Below are 17,905 nucleotides of genomic sequence, written 5' to 3' on the forward strand. Positions count from 1 at the left end.
ATATGTTCTAGTTTAGGATTACATTTGTTTTTTGTCAAGAACATATTTTTTGTTCTTTTTTATCTCTACGCGTTTTCCCTCTTGCAACCAATACAAATAGTTCATCCGAATAACTCCATCATCTATTGAAGGGCGATAAAAAAATTCTGTTTTTTCCATAAGCTCAATTTCACTTTTCAGAAAATTGGTCACATGATGCGGGACGCTGTCGATGCAAACATAGACATAGTCAACAGCACGGATTCTTTCAAATAGTGCTTTCTCCCCGTACTCATATGCATCGATTCTTTCGACAGTTTCTACATATTTCTGCAATCCTTTTACGAATCCTTTTATTTGTTTGTTCCCGATCACAGCAATTTTGAGTGATGATGCCCACTTTTCAGCGTCTATGCTCAATTGCTTTTTACTTGACTGTTTAGATTTTTGTCTTGTTCTCTTTAGATATTTGTCGCTTCTTCTTTTTGACTTATTCTGTTCAACGATAGGATAGCAATACCTTAGATATACTGGACCGTCTACTATTTTTTGATGTACTCGTACTGCTATGCCATCTGTTAAAAGATCTTTGCGTTTAAAGCTCTCTTCTACTATCAGTGGTCTTCTTTGCTCCGTATTGACCTCATAGAAATAAATGTTGTCCTCTTCTATTTCTACAAAACCATAAAAAATATTTGTTTCTTGATACTGCAAATTATTCGCTTGTTGTTCAAAGATCCATTGATACCTATTGAACAGCTTGTTCAGCTGATTGAACTTATAAAATGATTGGGTATCTAACTGTTGGATCAATGCATGGATCAGATCTTGAGGAGCTGCTTGTACGAAGTTTTGTTTTTTCTTTGCTAATTGTTCTGTTTGTCGCTGGTTGACTTTATACAACTGTTGCAGTTCTTGTTTTTTCTTCTCCATGATTTTCAGATACGTAGCATTTCTATTTGAAAGCTTTTCTAATTTCTTGTTCAGTCGATCATTTCTTTTCTTTAATAAACCTGACGCTTTATGTATGCTCTCTAGATAATGTTGCATTTGGCTATTTTTTTGCAGCAAATAAATGATGATCTGGTTACGTTTTTGGAGTTCCTGAAGTGCGTGATTATCTGTATTCCAGCCCACTTCTTCTAATTTTTGATACAATAGTTCTGTTTTCCTCTGCTGTTCGATGGCTTTTTGTCTCATCTCTTCTTTTTCTACTTTTGCTTGTTGGTGCTGTCGTTCGAGTTGCTGTGACAGCTCTCTGATGTGTTTCTTGTCCTCTCTTCTTTTCTTGCTCACAGTAGCTACTTGTTTTTTTGCTTTACTCAATTCTTGCTTCAATTGATTCATTTCATTGTTTAAACGAACGATTCTGGGATCGGTAGCTATTTTATTTTGCTGCTTTTTCTTCGTTTCTTTGTTCTTCTTTTTCTCTCGATTCAGCTGTTTTTGCTGCATTTTCTCCAACAACTGTCTTCTTCTTTCATTTTGATACTGATCATTTTTTGCTTCTGTTTGCCGCCATCCTTCTGGAATTCTTTTATAACCGCAAAAGTAGTTCACGAGATCTCCTTTCTAGTGATCATAAGCAACGGACGAAAAAACTTTAAATAACACATTTATTAAAAATTCAATTTATCTTGAACTTTCAATATCAATCAATAAGATCATTTTTAAAAGATAACGAGGATTCATCTATTATAAAAACAATACAATAAATAACAAAAATCTGCAATCATTTATTTTGTTAAATTATTCTTAATACGATACATCACAAAAAAATAAAAATAAGAATGGCTATTCGCCAAAATAGTGCTATAGTAGAAAAAATATGTTTACTTAGGAAGAGGCGGATTCGATGAAATTGATCAAACTATGGGAAGCAGATTTGGAGAAAGCTTATCGGCTGCAAACTAGCTTCGGACCAAACGAGAATGGATTTATCAACAGTGCTTATGGCTATACACTTGCTGAATTTTTAGATTATGTAAAAAAATGCGAAACCACTTCTTTAGGTATTGATCTTCCTGAGAATTACGTTCCCGCAACCGTCTTTATTTTGGAAAATGATGGACATGAGTATGTAGGAATTTTTAATCTGCGCCATAAACTGAACGAATCATTAAGAAACGGCGCTGGCCATATCGGTTACGGCATCTCCCCTGACTATCGTAAAAAAGGATATGCAACACAAGGTTTAGCATTAGTACTACAAGAGGCAAAAAAAATCGGCATCGATGAGGCACTTTTGTCTGTAAATAAAAAAAATCTTGGCAGTCTTAAGGCGCAGCAAAAAAATGGGGCCACGATTTATCGTGAAGATGGGAAAGAATACTATACGAAAATCAAATTGATGTAAAAAATATGGATGGCAAAAGAAAAGAGATTTGAATGTCCTTTATCAATAGAACACATTTATTTGATTAACTTCTAATATAGCAGACAAAATTTTATAAACAAAAAAACCTCTTATCTCTTTTCTTCTAGAAAGGATAAAAGGTTTTTTGTTTTTACTATTTGCTTCTCATAGCTAGTCAGTCAAGATCCCTATCGAATCCCCAACGCAATCCGTGCATAACGGCTCATCTTATCGGTCGTCCATGCGGGATACCAGACAAGTTTTACTTCTGCTTTCGTTACTTCTGGTACTTCTTTCAATGCGTCATGGATAGATTCTGTTAAAATATCGGCTAGTGGACAGCCCATAGTTGTTAGCGTCATTTTGATGACTGTTTCTCCGTTTTCAGGATTGAATTCTATATCATAAATCAAGCCTAAGTTGACAATATCGATTCCTAATTCAGGATCGATCACCATTTCCAAGGCAGCAAGAATACGTTCTTTGATCAGTTCTATTTCTTGCGCAGACCGTTCTTGGTTTGCTTCGCTCATCGTACGACACTCCTTAACACGATTTTTATTTATCATACTCTTTTTTTAACTACTTGTAAATGAGAATTTAGAAGGAAGATTCTCGTTTAAATTTATAAAATGTCCTTATTAGATGGAATACATTAAATTCATTCTAAATAAAACTGATTCCTCATTTTTTTTGTGAACGATTTTTTATTTCTGGCAACACACCTGTTGTTCGATACATTTTTTGTTCGTTTTCATTTGCAAATCGGCCAAATACTGAATGAGTTGGTAAAATATTGATAAATGCATCGTCGTCGATTTCATGAACGATCTGATCAAGATCATACATTTCATAGCGGGTGATGACCATCATGATCATATTTCCTTGTTTTTTTGAATAGCCACCGACAGACGGAAGCAATGTCATTCCACGTACCATCCGTTTCGCTAGTTCTTCTGTTACCTCTTCCGGTTTGACGGTCACGATCATCGCTGTTACTTTTTGATGACTCGTATGGATGGCATCAATCACTTGAGTCATTGCATAAATGGAAATAATCGTATACAAGGCACTTTCCCAGTTAAAGAAGAAGCCTGCGATGACTACAATGATCCCATTTAGAATCAGCATGTAATTTCCGACTGTTTTTCCAGTTGTTTGTGAAAGCACAAGAGAGATGATGTCCATTCCCCCAGTTGTAAAGCCCATTTTTAAAGATAACCCTACGCCAAGACCTAATAAAACACCGCCTACTAAGGCATTCATCAAAATATTATCAGTGATCTGTCCGACTGGAAGTAGCATCGTCATCACTGATACGCATACAACGTTCACAAAACTAAGGATCGTTGCTCGTTTTCCTACTTTGAGGAACCCTAATACAAACACAGGGATATTCAAAATAAAAATAAATGTTCCTGTGTCTACCTTGATATGAAACCATTCATATAAAAGCGAGGAAATGATTTGAGCGATCCCATTCATCCCTGCAGAAAAGACATTGGCTGGAATCAAAAAATAATTTAAAGCGACCGCAGCGGTCAATCCGGTTATCAAAATAACCACTATTTTTTTTAATCTTTCATTTTTATGATACGCAGTCATAATTTTGCTCACAAGCACCTCTCCTCTACTTTGTTATTCCAAATGTAAGAATAACAGTTTATCTATTAAAATAAAATACTTCGAACTCAAATGAGAAGAATTTTAGCAAACAAGTAAGAATCTGCCCCATTCCTATGATAAGATAGATGTATAGTAAACTTATACGTATATCAGGAGGGTTCTTATGGCAAAAGATGCTAGCTTCGACATTGTATCAGAAGTCAATACAGAAGAAGTAAAAAATGCGATTCAGCAAACAACAAAAGAATTGACTAATCGATTTGACTTCAAGGATTCTACGGTAGAAATCAAATTAGAGAACAGCAATCTAGTTGTCTTGAGCGATGATGATTTCAAAATCGAACAGATCAAAGATGTATTATTTGGTAAGTTGATCAAAAGAAATGTGCCAATCAAAAATATCCATTTTTCCGAATCGGAACACGCGCTAGGTGGCAAAGCTCGTCAAACTGCCGATCTTGTCAACGGAATCGATCGTGAAAACGCGAAAAAAATCACTACAGCTATCAAAAATGAAAAACTGAAAGTAAAAGCACAAATCCAAGAAGATCAGATTAGAGTGACAGGTAAAAACCGTGATGATCTTCAAGCTGTGATTGCTTTATTACGTAAACTTGACTTACCAATCGAGTTGCAATTCACTAACTATCGTTAATGAAAAAAACGAGGCTGACATCTGTCATCCCTCGTTTTTTTGATTTACTGCTTCTTTGGATGACCAAAAACGCTGTATTCCTTCTTCCAATTCTCCAACACTTCGTACTTCTCTTGCTGTTTGCCAATGTTGTGGGAATAAACGTCGATAAGAAAAACGAGCAAATCGTTGATCTGCCAATACTACGATTCCTTGATCCGCCATGCCACGAATCACTCGACCACCAGCTTGCAAGACTTTGTTCATTCCAGGAAGCTGATAAGCGTAAGCAAATCCAAGGTGTTCCTTCTCATCATAATATGATTTGATCAGTTCCTGCTCATGATTCATCTGCGGCAAACCTACACCTACAATCATACTGCCGATCAATCGGTTCCCTCTCAAATCGATTCCTTCTGAAAAAATCCCACCAAGTACACAAAATCCTATCAATGTTTCATCGGGATCTGCTTGGAATTTTGCTAAAAATCGTTCGCGTTCTTCTTCATTCATGTCCGTTTCTTGAATCAGCACATCGCTGTCAGGATATTGCTGTTTGAATGCTTCCGCCGCAAGGTCTAAATATTGATAAGAAGGAAAGAAAACGAAATAATTTCCGACCTTTCCATCAGCAAAAGCATGGATTGTCTCAACTAATTGTGCCAGACTTTGTTCCCTTTTTCGATAAGTCGTCTCTAAGTAATTTGCGATGAAAACTTGCTGGTTTCCTTCTGGAAAAGGACTCGGCAGTTTGTAAGCGAGACTTTTTTGTCCGCCCAGTGTTTCCTGATAATAAGATAGGGGTGAAAAACTCGCAGAAAAAAGGATACTGCTTCTTCCTTTATCCAACGAATGCTCAAGAAACAAGCTTGGATCAATACAAAACTCTTTTACTATCAGATCGCGATACGTTTTTTCGACCGTTGTTTCATAGTGATCATCATAAAATTCACTGACCTTCAAAAAATGAAGCAAATCAAAATAATAAGGAAGCAATTGTTCTTGTGATGGATGCTCAGGAAATTCTGCTAGCCATTCTTTGATTTTTTCGCTTAATTGATAACCTGCCTTTACTAAAGATTCAGCCGGTGCTTTTTGATGATGATAATCCCAATGATCTTCTTTTGCTATTTCTCGGATCGAATCAAATTCTTTCAATAGTTTGTTGAAACGACGATGGAGTTTTTTGAATTCCTTTGGTATAGCTTCCTTACTTCGTTTCGTTTTTTCATAAGATAGTTCTGCCGAATACATCTCTCGGGAACGATTCACCAAATTATGTGCCTCATCAATCAAAAACAGATAATCCTCGTTTTTTTCATCTTCAAAAAAACGTCTTAAATAAACAGTGGGATCAAACAAATAATTGTAATCCCCAATGATCACGTCGCACCAGATACTGACATCTAATGATAGTTCGAAAGGACAAAGTGTATGCTTCCTTGCATAAGTTTCGATGACTTCTCGAGTGATCTGATTCTCATGATTCAAAAGATCCCATAATCCTTCGTTGATACGATTGTAATAACCATTGGCATACGGGCACTGATCTGGATTACAGGTCGTCTCATCTAAAAAGCAGATCTTATCTTTAGCCGTCAAAGTGACACTTTTTATTTCAGCTCCAGTATCTTTTAATGCTGTCATGGCATCTTCAGCTACTTGTCTAGTTATTGTTTTGGCCGTTAGATAAAAAATCTTTTCTCCCTCTTCTTCCCCTACAGCTTTCAAAGCGGGGAATAACGTAGAGATTGTTTTTCCAGTTCCGGTAGGTGCTTCTACAAACAATTTCTGTTTCGTACGGATTGTTTTATAAGCAGCTACTGCTAGTTCACGCTGGCCTTTCCTATACTCATCATGGGGAAATTTCAAAGCCATCAAAGAGGCATTGCGTACAGTACGCCAGTTTTCTTGAAAAACAAGCCATTCTTTATAATCTTCAGTCAGTTTTTTAAAAAAAATTTCTAACTGCTCTCTTGTCTGATGTTCGACCTTTCTCGTAATCACTTCTTCTGCCGTCTGAAAGTAAGTCAACTGCAGATTTATTTCTTGTAAATCATGCTCTTGACTATAGATATAGGCGTATACCCTTGCTTGATGAAAGAAAAGTTCCACTTGTTCTGGTTCTAAATCTTCAAATCGTGGTTCGGAGGTTTTGATTTCATCTATATAATAAATACCGTCTCTTTTGAAAATACCGTCTGCACGGCCTTCAACGATCAGGTGATATTCATCTAATGGAACTGTTGTTTTTAAAAAAACTTCTTTTTCATAGTCTTCTCCCGCATCTTTTTGGAGCTTGCGGTGGATTCTTGCTCCTTCCAATGCAGTATGGCTACTTTTTTTACGATTGTCGATACTTCCACGTCGCAAAATAAATTCTACTAAGTGCCGCACAGATATTTTTGACTGTTTGATCATTTCCACCACCTCTTTCTCTCTAAGATTACCTGAAAAAGCCTAGTTTAGCAAAAAGAGCTCTCTTTTCAAGCATAAAAAAAACACCCTGCTGATTAGGCAGGGATATAGGATATAGAATTTGGATTTTTGGATGAGTCTAATGTAACAAGGACATATTAAAATGCTATGAAAACTTACTTTCCTTCTCTTTAGAATATCCAAATACTTTTCATATAGTCTGATAATTCAGATAAGTAAAGAGAAATAAGTACCTGTTTTTGTTTCCTAGCAATGAATGCGTTATACTAATGGATGAAAGAAGTTTTGGCTATCAAGGAGGAATGCACATGCATATCGAAAGATTAAAAACAGGAATGATTGAAGAAAACTGTTATTTGGTCTACAACGAAGAAGCACTTTTGATCATTGACCCTGGAGAAGATGCGGAACAAATCAAACAAGAAATCAAAAAAACAAACCAACAACCGGTAGCGATTTTACTTACCCATACCCACTATGATCATATTGGTGCAGTAGAACCCTTACGCGCATATTATCAAATCCCGGTGTATGTCAGCCCACTAGAACAAAAATGGCTAGGTGATCCGATTTTGAACCTTTCTGGACTCAGACGACATGATGATATTGCTGATATTATTGTCTCACCTGCAGAATATGAATTTGAAATGAAAACTTATACTTTAGGGAACATGTCTTTTCGTGTGGTCCCTACTCCAGGGCACTCCATCGGAAGCGTTAGCTTTATTTTTGATGATTTTGTCGTTTCTGGCGACGCCCTATTTAGAGGAAGTATCGGTAGAACCGATCTGTATACAGGAAATTTAGAACAATTACTTCACAGTATTCGGACCCAGCTGTTTGTTTTACCTGATGAATTTGCAGTCTATCCAGGACATGGTGATGCAACAACGATTGAACAGGAAAAAAGGACAAATCCTTTTTTCAATCGTTAAAAATGATTTAGGAGGAGAATAAAATGACAGAAACTACACTTTATATCGTACGGCATGGAAAAACGATGTTCAATACAATCGAACGCGTACAAGGCTGGTGTGATACGCCACTCACAAAACAAGGACAAGAAGGCATCCATTATTTAGGGCGCGGGTTAAAAGATGTCGACTTTTCTTTTGCTTATTCTAGTGACAGTGGTCGGGCGATCGAAACTGCCCGTATTATTCTAGGAGAACATTCTAAGGGAAAAGAAATTCCTTATTTTATCGAGAAACGGATCAGAGAATGGTGCTTCGGGTCTCTTGAAGGCGGCTATGACATGGAAATGTGGGGTGTGATCCCTCGCGTATTGAATTTTAAAACATATGATGAAATGTTCACCACAGAAGTTTCTTTTGAACAAATTGCCAATGCTGTATACAATTTGGATACGGCTGGATGGGCAGAAACTTATGAAACATTACGAGATCGTGTGTGGACAGGATTTGAAGATATCGCCCATCACTGCGAAAAAAACGGCGGCGGAAATGTTTTAGTCGTATCACATGGTTTGACGATTGCCTTCTTGCTTAATCTGATCGATTCTAAACAGCCTGTTCGTGCTGGTCTTTTAAATGGCAGTGTAACAAAGGTTACTTATGCAAACGGTCGATTTTCTATCCTTGGTATCAACGATACGTCTTATATCGAAAACGGGAAAGCACATAGTCGAAACTCGTTTTTATGATGGGATATTTTAATTTTTAACAGAGAATCATAAAAGGCAAAGTCTGAACGAGGGCTTTGTCTTCTTTTTTTCTCTTCGTATTCTTATCTGCTTCATTTCTCAAGTTTTTCTTAATATTAAAAAACAGATTGGGTTTATCAAAAAATAACGGTATACTATAAGATGTATCTTAATTGGGAAGGAAGGAATTTATGTTTTTTGCAAATATTATCAAAGCAGTGATTCTCGGTATTATTGAAGGAATAACGGAATGGCTGCCCATCAGTAGTACTGGTCATCTGATCCTAGCAGATGAATTCATCAAACTGGATGCCAGTTCACAGTTTATGTCGATGTTCAATGTCGTTATCCAATTAGGGGCGATCTTAGCTGTCGTCGTTCTTTATTTTCACAAATTAAACCCCTTTTCTCCAAGTAAATCAACGATAGAAAAAAAAGATACTTGGACACTTTGGTTTAAAGTGATCGTTGCTTGTATACCAGCCATCATCATTGGTTTGCCTTTGGATGATTGGTTAGAAGCAAATTTCCACAAGTTCTTACCCGTTGCCATTGTTTTGATCGTTTACGGTATTGCCTTTATTATTGTCGAAAAACGTAACAAAAACAAAACACCTCGTTGGACTTCGCTGAATGACTTTACGTACCAAGCAGCTCTTCTTGTTGGGTTATTCCAAGTCTTGGCACTTGTTCCCGGAACATCCCGTTCTGGTGCAACGATCCTAGGAGCTATCTTGATTGGCGCTTCGCGTTTTGTCGCTACAGAATTCTCATTTTTCTTAGGGATTCCTGTCATGTTTGGCGCAAGCGGCTTGAAGATCGTCAAATATTTAGCTGAAGGGAACTCATTCAAAATGGAAGAAACTGTTGTTCTTCTTGTAGGAACATTCGTATCTTTTGTGGTTTCTGTCTTAGCTATTAAATTCTTATTAAGTTATTTGAAGAAAAACGACTTTACCGCTTTTGGCTGGTATCGTATTATCCTTGGTATCATTTTAATTGGTTATTGGTTTATCGCAATGTAAGAAAAACCAGAACACTTCTCTTGTATGAGAAATGTTCTGGTTTTTTATTTTCTTTAATGATAATTATTATAAACAATAAAAACTATATAAAGCTTCGTAGCCAACTGATAACCATTATCGTTCTCATTTATCTGTTTTTATTATCAATTACATTGTTATTATGCTATCCTTGTTTTGACAAGGAGGACTGATAACGATGATTAATCAGAAAAAAGCTTTTGCAGCAACAATTGGCTGTCTTTTATTTATGATTGCCGGTTTTATTTTCGACCGATTCTCTCTTACCATCACCTCGCTTTTTTATATCAGCGCTATTATCATCGGTGGATACAAACAAACATCGGAAGGCTTGAAAGAATTGTGGAATGACCGAACACTGAATGTGGACTTATTGATGGCTTTAGCTGCTATCGGTGCCTGTTTGATTGGTAATTACTTTGAGGGAGCAATGTTGACATTCATCTTTTGTTTAAGCGGTGCATTAGAGGAATACACGACCAATAAAAGTCAAAAAGAAATTACCGCTTTGATGAATCTTCAGCCACAAAAAGCTCAGTTACTAAAAGAAAACGGACAAATGCAAGAAGTAGATGTTTCGCAATTAAAGGTGGATGACTTGGTGTTCGTCGCTAAAGGAGCGGCTGTTCCGATCGATGGTTGTTTAGAAAGCACACAGGCAACGATCGATGAGTCTGCATTAAGCGGTGAATCTGTACCTGTAGAAAAATATTTAGGAGATGAGATGTTTGCAGGAACGCTGAATCAAGGAAATCCCATTACGATTCGAGTAACAAAAACGAGTGCCGAAACCGTCTTTGCTAAGATTATCCAATTAGTGGAAGAAGCACAGAATACGCCAACTCAAACAGCTTCATTTATCGAACGGATCGAAAACAATTATGTAAAATTGATTTTGCTTGCTGTGCCTCTAATGATCCTTCTCCCCCACTTTTTCTTAGGTTGGAGTTGGGATGAAAGCTTTTATCGAGGAATGGTATTACTAGTCGTGGCTTCTCCTTGTGCGCTTGTCGCATCTGCTACTCCTGCTTCTCTAGCTGCTCTTTCAAATTCTGCAAAAAATGGGATTCTAATCAAAGGCGGGATTCATTTAGAGAAGCTTTCTGAATTAAAAGCGATTGCCTTTGATAAAACAGGAACACTCACTAAAGGAAAACCAGTTGTGACTGACAGCTTTTTCTTTGATGAGAAGGATTTGGCACAACAACTTCTTGTTGCTATGGAACAAAAAACGACACACCCTCTTGCTCATGCGATTTTACAATATTTCGATTGCACAATACCCGAAGCAATCCAATCCCTATCAATAGAAGAAATTACTGGTTTTGGCTTACAAACTACCTATTTAGGTGCGCAATGGAAAGTTGGCAAACACGCTTATGATCCTGAGACGATGAGAATCAGCAAAGAGATTGAGGAAATGATCGAACGTTTAGAAAATCAAGGAAAAACTGTAATCTATCTGTCTAAAGATCAACAGTTAATCGCTGTTTTAGGTCTGTTGGATATTCCAAAAGCAAATGCCCAACAGGTGATTTCTTACTTTAAATCCCAAAACATCCATACAAGTATGATAACTGGCGACCATTCTGGCACAGCAAAGGCTATTGCTGAACAAGTAGGGATCGAACATTACTATGCAAGCTGTACTCCGGAAGAAAAAACACAACTAGTCAAAAAAGAAAATGAACTTTACCAAGTAAATGCGATGGTTGGTGATGGAGTCAATGATGCGCCTGCTTTAGCAGCTGCTTCATTAGGTATCGCTATGGGACAAGGAACAGACGCCGCTATGGATATCGCAGACATCGTCTTAATGAAAAATGACTTAGATAAATTTGTCTACAGTCATCGGCTGTCTTTAAAAATGCGGCGGATCATCAAACAAAATATTATTTTTTCGATTCTTGTTATTCTCTTGTTGATTGCTTCTAACTTCCTGCAATTTTTAAATCTACCTCTTGGAGTTGTAGGACACGAAGGAAGCACAATATTGGTTATTCTGAATGGCTTGCGTTTACTAAGACCTTTACCTGCTCTTTCTGATTCTTCAAAAAAATGTAAGTCTTGTCCACTATACAAAGCGCGGCTGTCTTCTGTCAAATAAGCGAAGTGTTTTTTATAATTTTATTTTATGAAAAAAACAGCTTATGAATAGGTCTTGAAGGATGAATTCCTACTTTTGCAACTTTCCAAAAAGATGTTATGATTGTTTCGAAGAAAGTGAGGAATATATTTTATGGAAAGTTGGCTTTTTTTAGGAATTATTTTACTTGTAGCAATTTTAGCTAAGAATCAAAGTCTGATGTTAGCGGCAGCTTTTGTGTTGATTATGAAGCTCATACCAACCTCCCGTTCCTTTTTCCCTTGGCTTCAAGGCAAAGGAATCAATATTGGTGTGACGATCATCACTGCAGCTATTCTGATCCCTATCGCAACAGGAGAAATCGGTCTACGTGATTTATTAGAAGCCTTTAAATCCCCTATCGGCTGGGTAGCTGTTTTTTGCGGTGGGCTAGTGGCTGTCTTATCTTCCAAGGGCGTAGGATTGATTGCTTCTGATCCGCAAATCACTGTTGCGCTTGTTTTTGGCACGATTTTAGGTGTTGTCTTCTTAAGAGGAATCGCCGCCGGACCAGTCATTGCTTCTGGCATTACTTATTGTATCTTACAAGTATTTGCTTTAGGAAAATAGATCAAATTTTGCCTATTTTTAGGAGATTCTTAATACCCCCAATTTACTGATCCGTGATATACTGACAACGAGGTGATACAATGTTCGAAAAATTGAAGTATTTCATAGGAACAATTGGCTGGTTTCTTTTAGCGGTACTTTTGATTCTAGGCTTAGCTTATCTTTTATTTCCTGATTTGATACAAAATGTGTTAGATACTGCTTTTTGATTGACCTATTAGAATGATATAGGGATGCTCCTGCGATGCAGGGGCTTTTTTTAAACAAGGAGCGAGCGAATGAGATTCCCTATTGAAATCGATGCACTTTTTTCTTTTTGGCTCTTCTCCTCTTTTTTGTTATACTAGATTACAGTGGACAAAAGAAGGAATGATTGCATCCGCTTTAACGAATATCAAAATGGAAGAAACAGTACCTGTTTTCAGGTTACTTTGGAAAGAAAGGAAGACGCTTGTGGAAACTTTTGAAGGTCTTTTAATTGATACGTATGTTTTACAAGAACAGCCAATGATGCTGACTGGAATCAACTTGCAGCTTGAGGACCGTGTGATCAATGGACTGCTTAAAGATCGCTATTTGGCAAAGTACATCTTACGTTTGCCACTAAATAAATATGTACTGGAAGTAAGTGGCAAATGGAACCGTCGAAATCAGTTAGTCATTAAAAAAATGTTGATAAAAAATATTGATGAATATATTAAAATAATCGGTACACCAGAATAACCTTTACCGATCAAAGGTGACTGGTTATAAAATAACTGCAGTTTCTTAATAGAAAAACAAAGAACAATAGGGAATCGTATCCCTTTTCAAAAAAAACTTTGCAAACGGTTCTCTTTGTTATATAATGACTTAGTACCAAACATTCCCATTCAATCTTTGTTTAAATAGATAAATAAAAATCTAGTTTGGTTTGACGCTATTGCCTCCCACAATAGCGTCTTTTTGATTTTTTCAGCTTGATTTATCTGTTTTTACTGATAAAAAGTTTAAATAAAAGACTGTTAAGGAAAAAAACTTGTCATGTTCATATTGCAAAGCGCGCTGCCTTTAGGTATAATAATGAATGTTGAATTATGCGGTCACACGCGTAAGAACTTAAGTTATCGGAGGTGAAACTAATGCCAAACATTGAATCTGCAATCAAACGTGTTCGTACAAGCGAAAACGCTAATGTGAAAAATTCATCTCAAACAAGCGCTATGCGTACTGCAATCAAAAAATTTGAAGATGCTGTAGCTTCAGGTGCTGACAACGTAGATGCGTTATATAAAGAAGCTGTTAAAGCTATTGATATGGCTGAATCAAAAGGTCTAATCCACAAAAACAAAGCTAACCGCGACAAATCTCGTTTAAGCAAAAAAATCGCTAAGTAAAAGAATCGGCTTCGGCCGGTTTTTTTATTTGTCAAAAAAACCAAAAGCAACCGGTATTCTTGCATGCTTTTGGCTTCTTCTTTCTTCCTATCGATTTCTCAACAACTGCCCTGTGCGCAAAACGAAAAGTTGAAAACTTAATTCTTTTTCGATTTGCCCCGTTTTGATTTGATAATCCATTTCGACTAATTGATCAAATAATTGTACTAGCAACTGTTCATCGAATTTCCTTACTTCTTGCATGGCAAGTTTTACACGGTAAGGATGGATTTTTAATGTTTCTGCAATATTGGCCTGCTGATAGCCAATCTTTACAAGAAATTTTGTCTGTAAAAACAAACGTAATTGAGAAAGTAAAATCGCATTGATTTTGATTGTTTCCTCCCCTTGCATGACTAAATCTTCATATAAACGCAAGGCTTGTTCTGTCTTCCCTTTTAAAATATATTGGGTCATGTCAAAAATATTATGTTCCAATGTTTTAGGAACTAATTGTTCTACTTCTCGAACAGTGATCTGCTGTTGATTTTGTCCATAAAGAATTAATTTCTGTAACTCTCTCATCATTTTGGATAAATCTAAGTCAGTCAACCGCAAGAATAAATCAATGGCGTTGCGTTCCATTTTGATGGAGGAGTTCTCTAAGGTATTCATCAGATATTGACGTACTTCTTTTTCATTCAACTGTTGGACGTTGATGATGGTTGCTGTTTTTTTCAATTGTTTCGTTACTTTTTTCCGTTCATCCAACTTTTCATATGGTGCAAAAAATACTAATACAGTCGATTCTAGTGGTTCTTTCAAATAAGCTGTCAGTAAATCAGTATTTTGTTCGATCCCATTGTTTACTTTCTCACCTGTTAAAAAATATGGGTTCTCCACAAATACTAATCGTTGATCTCCGAAAAACGGCAATGTCTCTGCTTCAGCCACTACCTCCTCTAAACTTGCATTTTCCATGTCAAAACTTAAAAAATTTAAATCATCTTCGCCCTCTAATTTGATTTTTTTAACTATTTCTGCCCGAACTTGATCTTGGAGAAACTTTTCTGTTCCTAAGATCAAGTAACAAGATGCAAGTTTTTCTTTACGTATTTTTTGTAACTCTGCTTGTATACTCAAATTACTCACCACTTTCAAAATTATCCTACCATGAGAAGATGAGAATTACTAGTCTATCATTGTTTCCACTAGACCATGAGGATGAAAAACTGGATGCCAGCGATAGGTGATCATTCCTTGCTGATCGGTTCGCCATGTTCTTATCTGATTTTCTTCTAGTGCCTCCAATACTTCGCTGTGAGGGTGACCATAACGATTATTTACTCCGCAGGATATAATTCCATGTTTCGCTTCAATACGGGAAAGAAAATCCGTATTACTTGATGTGCGGCTACCGTGGTGACCTAATTTGACTACGTCGGCTTTCAAATTAGGATAAATAGAAAGCAACTGTTCTTCCATCGCTTGATTCAAATCACCTAAAAACAAAAAACGGCTATTGTTATATTCCGTCCATAAACCAATTGAATCTTCATTTCTTCCTTCTCCCTTTTCAAAAGGGGTCAATACATAAAGATCATAATAGCCTTTGATCCTGTCGCCATGTTTGACTTCAATGATTTTAGTGCCATTTTTTTGAGCTTCTGTTAAATGCCTTCGCAACGGTTCATTTCGTCCAGCGCCCCAGCCAATATAAATTTTTTTGATGGTGAAATGCTGAGATAATGTGGACAATTCTCCCACATGATCCGTATCGTCGTGTGTCAAGATGAGTTTATCGATCACACTTATTCCCTGTCCTTTTAGGTATGGAACGATATTCCTTTCAGCAGGAGGTCGTGCAATACCTTGCGCCCACTTTTCCCTTTCAAAGTGTAACTTCCCCCCCGTATCAATCAAAATCGTTTCTTTTCGAAAAGGACTTTGCAAAAAGATACTATCTCCTTGACCAACATCGATAAAAGCGATCGTTGAAGAAAAACGTAAAAATGGCAAAGTCAATAGCATCAAAGAAAACAGACCAACATAAAACAAGAGTTTCATCGGCTGCTCGTTCAATCTATCCATACAAATCAGTAATCCGAAAATATATACCCCTGATAGCACAAGAGGTAGACGCCCTATAACAAGAGTCGATCCTGAAAACGAATCGATCATTCGTTCAAACAAGATCAGTCCCTCTTCTATCAGCAAAAGTAAGGTTCTCGGCAACCAGCGATTGAAAAGCGTCAGAAAGAACACACTAGGAAGAAAAAGAAACTTGAATACTGGTGCAACCAGTAATGTAAAAAGACTGCCTAAAAGAGGCCACTCATAAAAATGCCATACAATCAACGGCATCGTGATCATGGTAAATAGGACATGAGAAGCCGTTTTTTTCATCCAATCTCCATCAAAAGAAATCAGGATAAACAAAAAACTCATGAAAAAACTAAGCTGCCCGCCCGCATGAAAAAGAAATCGAGGATCAAATAGCAAAAGAAGCCAAAAGACAACTGCAAATAAGTCCATAGAGGAGTAACGTTTATTCAATAATTTGACTAGCAACCGCAATAAAAACAACAGACTAGCACGCAAGACAGAAATAGAACTGCCTGCAAGAGAAACATAACAGATAGTTAGCAGGCTCAACGGAATGATGCTGACGTGCAGTGGCCATCCGATACGTCGAAACAAATAATACAGCCACCCTAAATAAAATTGGATGTGTAATCCCGATAGGCTGAATAGATGCAGCAAACCACTCTCCCTAAAAATTTCTTCTGATTCTCTGAAACCTGAATCTTTATAGCCCCATAATAAAGAATTGATATATACACTTGTTTTTTGCGGAAATTCAGATTGGACAAAAGAAATAAAAGCGCCTCTTTTTCTCTGGAGCCAATTTCGCCAAAGATTTTGTATGGTGATTTTTTCGACCCTTTGAATTTGGAATCGACCAGAGATTCTATGGTTCCTGAAGTAAGCTTCTTGGTCAAAAGTATAAGGATTTCGCTTTTTTTCGGGAGAAATAAACTCGCCTTCAGCTGTCAATTCTATCCCCTTCCCTCGGAATCCAAGCCAAGTTTTCAATTCCTCTTCGGTGTTTACTTGATAAGAAAGCTGTACCTTCTGTTTACTCTCTGACAATCTTCCTTCCATTGTCAAAAAACTGCCATTCGCACGAATCGTATCTGTAGATAAAGTCACTTGCGCAGCTGTTTCTTTTTCCTCTAAAAATGAATATTCTTGTAGCTTATAAGAAACGGATACCATTATGCTACCCACAATACAGAAGTACGCGATAAAACGTCCTTCTTTTAGCGAAAACCACAAAAAAATTCCGGCAAGAAACAAACGATAAATCCAATTGTCCGTATCATACAACAAACAAATAATCATCGACGTAATTGCCGGAAAAATCAACCGATTTCGAACATGCCTTTCTAAAACGCTAGACATGTTTTCCTGTTAATTCATTTTGAAGTTTTGAAAAATGCTGCGAGTCTAAAGCAACTTGGTGTACAGATATGCCTAATTGTTCAATCAACGCTTGAGCATACGGATCATTTCGATAGTCATGGAGATAATTGATTCCTTTAACACCAGCTTGCAGCAAAGCTTTTGTACAAGCTAAACATGGAAAATGTGTGACATAGATTTCCGAACCTTCCGTCGGGATACCGAGTTTCGCGCACTGTAGCAGCGCGTTCATCTCTGCATGGATCGTTCGCAAACAGTGTCCATCTACAATATAGCAGCCTTCATCTATGCAGTGGACATCTCCACTGACTGCTCCATTATAGCCGCCAGCAATGATCCGTTTTTCCCTAACAAGTGTCGCTCCTACTTCTAAACGTGTACACGTGCTGCGTAAAGATAACAATACCGCCTGAGCCATAAAATACTGGTCCCAGGGAATGCGTTTGTTTTGAGTCTTATCAGTAATTTTTTCTTTGTTCGTATCGCATGGTTTTGAAGATTTTTCTAACATGGTTACATTCCTCCGTTTTTTCAAGTTGGTCAAAAAAGCACTCCATTGCTTAAACAAAATATTCTTTAAATATACCGAATCATCATGTCTGACAAAAGAGCATATGCTTCACTGCCGA

The 17,905-nt window shown here is 37.1% G+C and carries 17 protein-coding genes; 10 read left to right on the plus strand and 7 right to left on the minus strand.

Features of this window, described 5'->3' with window-relative positions; translation table 11 throughout:
• Window positions 1-18: 18 nt before the first annotated feature.
• Window positions 19-1,539 (minus strand): hypothetical protein, encoded by a 1,521-nt coding sequence (locus FTX43_RS11660; RefSeq protein ID WP_047937668.1) that lies wholly within the window; start codon window positions 1,537-1,539, stop codon window positions 19-21.
• Window positions 1,540-1,834: 295 nt separating this feature from the next.
• On the opposite strand from FTX43_RS11660, the gene FTX43_RS11665 reads away from it, so the two are divergent.
• Window positions 1,835-2,335: a GNAT family N-acetyltransferase gene (locus FTX43_RS11665; protein ID WP_047929586.1), complete on the plus strand. Its 501-nt coding sequence runs from the start codon at window positions 1,835-1,837 to the stop codon at window positions 2,333-2,335.
• A 188-nt stretch (window positions 2,336-2,523) separates the two neighbouring features.
• Here the strand turns inward: FTX43_RS11665 and FTX43_RS11670 are convergent, their stop codons facing one another.
• The gene (locus tag FTX43_RS11670) at window positions 2,524-2,868 is read right to left on the minus strand and encodes a metal-sulfur cluster assembly factor (RefSeq protein ID WP_002292174.1); all 345 of its coding nucleotides are present in this window, start codon (window positions 2,866-2,868) and stop codon (window positions 2,524-2,526) included.
• Window positions 2,869-3,019: 151 nt separating this feature from the next.
• A complete protein-coding gene (locus FTX43_RS11675; RefSeq protein ID WP_002316215.1) occupies window positions 3,020-3,940 on the minus strand; it encodes a YitT family protein in 921 nt (306 codons plus the stop codon).
• A 184-nt stretch (window positions 3,941-4,124) separates the two neighbouring features.
• On the opposite strand from FTX43_RS11675, the gene FTX43_RS11680 reads away from it, so the two are divergent.
• Entirely contained in the window at window positions 4,125-4,616 is a 492-nt protein-coding gene (locus FTX43_RS11680) for a YajQ family cyclic di-GMP-binding protein (RefSeq protein WP_002309430.1), read from the plus strand.
• Between the two features lie 24 nt (window positions 4,617-4,640).
• Here the strand turns inward: FTX43_RS11680 and FTX43_RS11685 are convergent, their stop codons facing one another.
• Window positions 4,641-7,016, minus strand: coding sequence for an ATP-dependent DNA helicase (locus FTX43_RS11685; protein WP_002348579.1), 2,376 nt, complete (start codon window positions 7,014-7,016; stop codon window positions 4,641-4,643).
• Window positions 7,017-7,342: 326 nt separating this feature from the next.
• On the opposite strand from FTX43_RS11685, the gene FTX43_RS11690 reads away from it, so the two are divergent.
• The 8 genes from FTX43_RS11690 (at window position 7,343) to rpsT (ending at window position 13,811) form a co-directional block, all read left to right on the plus strand.
• Window positions 7,343-7,969 (plus strand): MBL fold metallo-hydrolase, encoded by a 627-nt coding sequence (locus tag FTX43_RS11690; RefSeq protein ID WP_047929585.1) that lies wholly within the window; start codon window positions 7,343-7,345, stop codon window positions 7,967-7,969.
• 23 nt (window positions 7,970-7,992) lie between these two features.
• Window positions 7,993-8,697, plus strand: coding sequence for a histidine phosphatase family protein (locus FTX43_RS11695; RefSeq protein WP_047929584.1), 705 nt, complete (start codon window positions 7,993-7,995; stop codon window positions 8,695-8,697).
• Between the two features lie 191 nt (window positions 8,698-8,888).
• Entirely contained in the window at window positions 8,889-9,722 is an 834-nt protein-coding gene (locus tag FTX43_RS11700; RefSeq protein WP_002309434.1) for an undecaprenyl-diphosphate phosphatase, read from the plus strand.
• Between the two features lie 196 nt (window positions 9,723-9,918).
• Entirely contained in the window at window positions 9,919-11,847 is a 1,929-nt protein-coding gene (locus FTX43_RS11705) for a heavy metal translocating P-type ATPase (RefSeq protein ID WP_047929583.1), read from the plus strand.
• 132 nt (window positions 11,848-11,979) lie between these two features.
• Window positions 11,980-12,435, plus strand: a complete 456-nt coding sequence (locus FTX43_RS11710) for a DUF441 domain-containing protein (RefSeq protein ID WP_002292185.1) — start codon at window positions 11,980-11,982, stop codon at window positions 12,433-12,435.
• Window positions 12,436-12,515: 80 nt separating this feature from the next.
• Window positions 12,516-12,644 carry a hypothetical protein gene (locus FTX43_RS15280; RefSeq protein WP_002292186.1) on the plus strand — a complete coding sequence of 43 codons (129 nt, stop codon included), beginning with the start codon at window positions 12,516-12,518 and terminating at the stop codon, window positions 12,642-12,644.
• Window positions 12,645-12,888: 244 nt separating this feature from the next.
• Window positions 12,889-13,158, plus strand: a complete 270-nt coding sequence (locus FTX43_RS11715) for a hypothetical protein (RefSeq protein WP_002289125.1) — start codon at window positions 12,889-12,891, stop codon at window positions 13,156-13,158.
• Between the two features lie 398 nt (window positions 13,159-13,556).
• Window positions 13,557-13,811: a 30S ribosomal protein S20 gene (gene rpsT, locus FTX43_RS11720; protein ID WP_002292188.1), complete on the plus strand. Its 255-nt coding sequence runs from the start codon at window positions 13,557-13,559 to the stop codon at window positions 13,809-13,811.
• A gap of 87 nt (window positions 13,812-13,898) precedes the next feature.
• Here rpsT and holA read toward each other — a convergent pair whose 3' ends face one another.
• The 3 genes from holA to FTX43_RS11735 are packed head-to-tail and all read right to left on the minus strand — an operon-like array spanning window position 13,899 to window position 17,787.
• Complete coding sequence (holA, locus tag FTX43_RS11725) at window positions 13,899-14,945, minus strand: DNA polymerase III subunit delta (protein ID WP_002335668.1); 1,047 nt, start codon at window positions 14,943-14,945, stop codon at window positions 13,899-13,901.
• A 36-nt stretch (window positions 14,946-14,981) separates the two neighbouring features.
• Window positions 14,982-17,255 (minus strand): DNA internalization-related competence protein ComEC/Rec2, encoded by a 2,274-nt coding sequence (locus FTX43_RS11730; RefSeq protein WP_047929581.1) that lies wholly within the window; start codon window positions 17,253-17,255, stop codon window positions 14,982-14,984.
• A complete protein-coding gene (locus FTX43_RS11735; protein ID WP_002309439.1) occupies window positions 17,248-17,787 on the minus strand; it encodes a ComE operon protein 2 in 540 nt (179 codons plus the stop codon). The genes FTX43_RS11730 and FTX43_RS11735 overlap by 8 nt, the downstream gene beginning before the upstream one ends.
• Between the last annotated feature and the right edge of the window lie 118 nt (window positions 17,788-17,905).

Source organism: Enterococcus sp. DA9, from assembly GCF_008000875.1.
Taxonomy (GTDB): domain Bacteria; phylum Bacillota; class Bacilli; order Lactobacillales; family Enterococcaceae; genus Enterococcus_B; species Enterococcus_B lactis.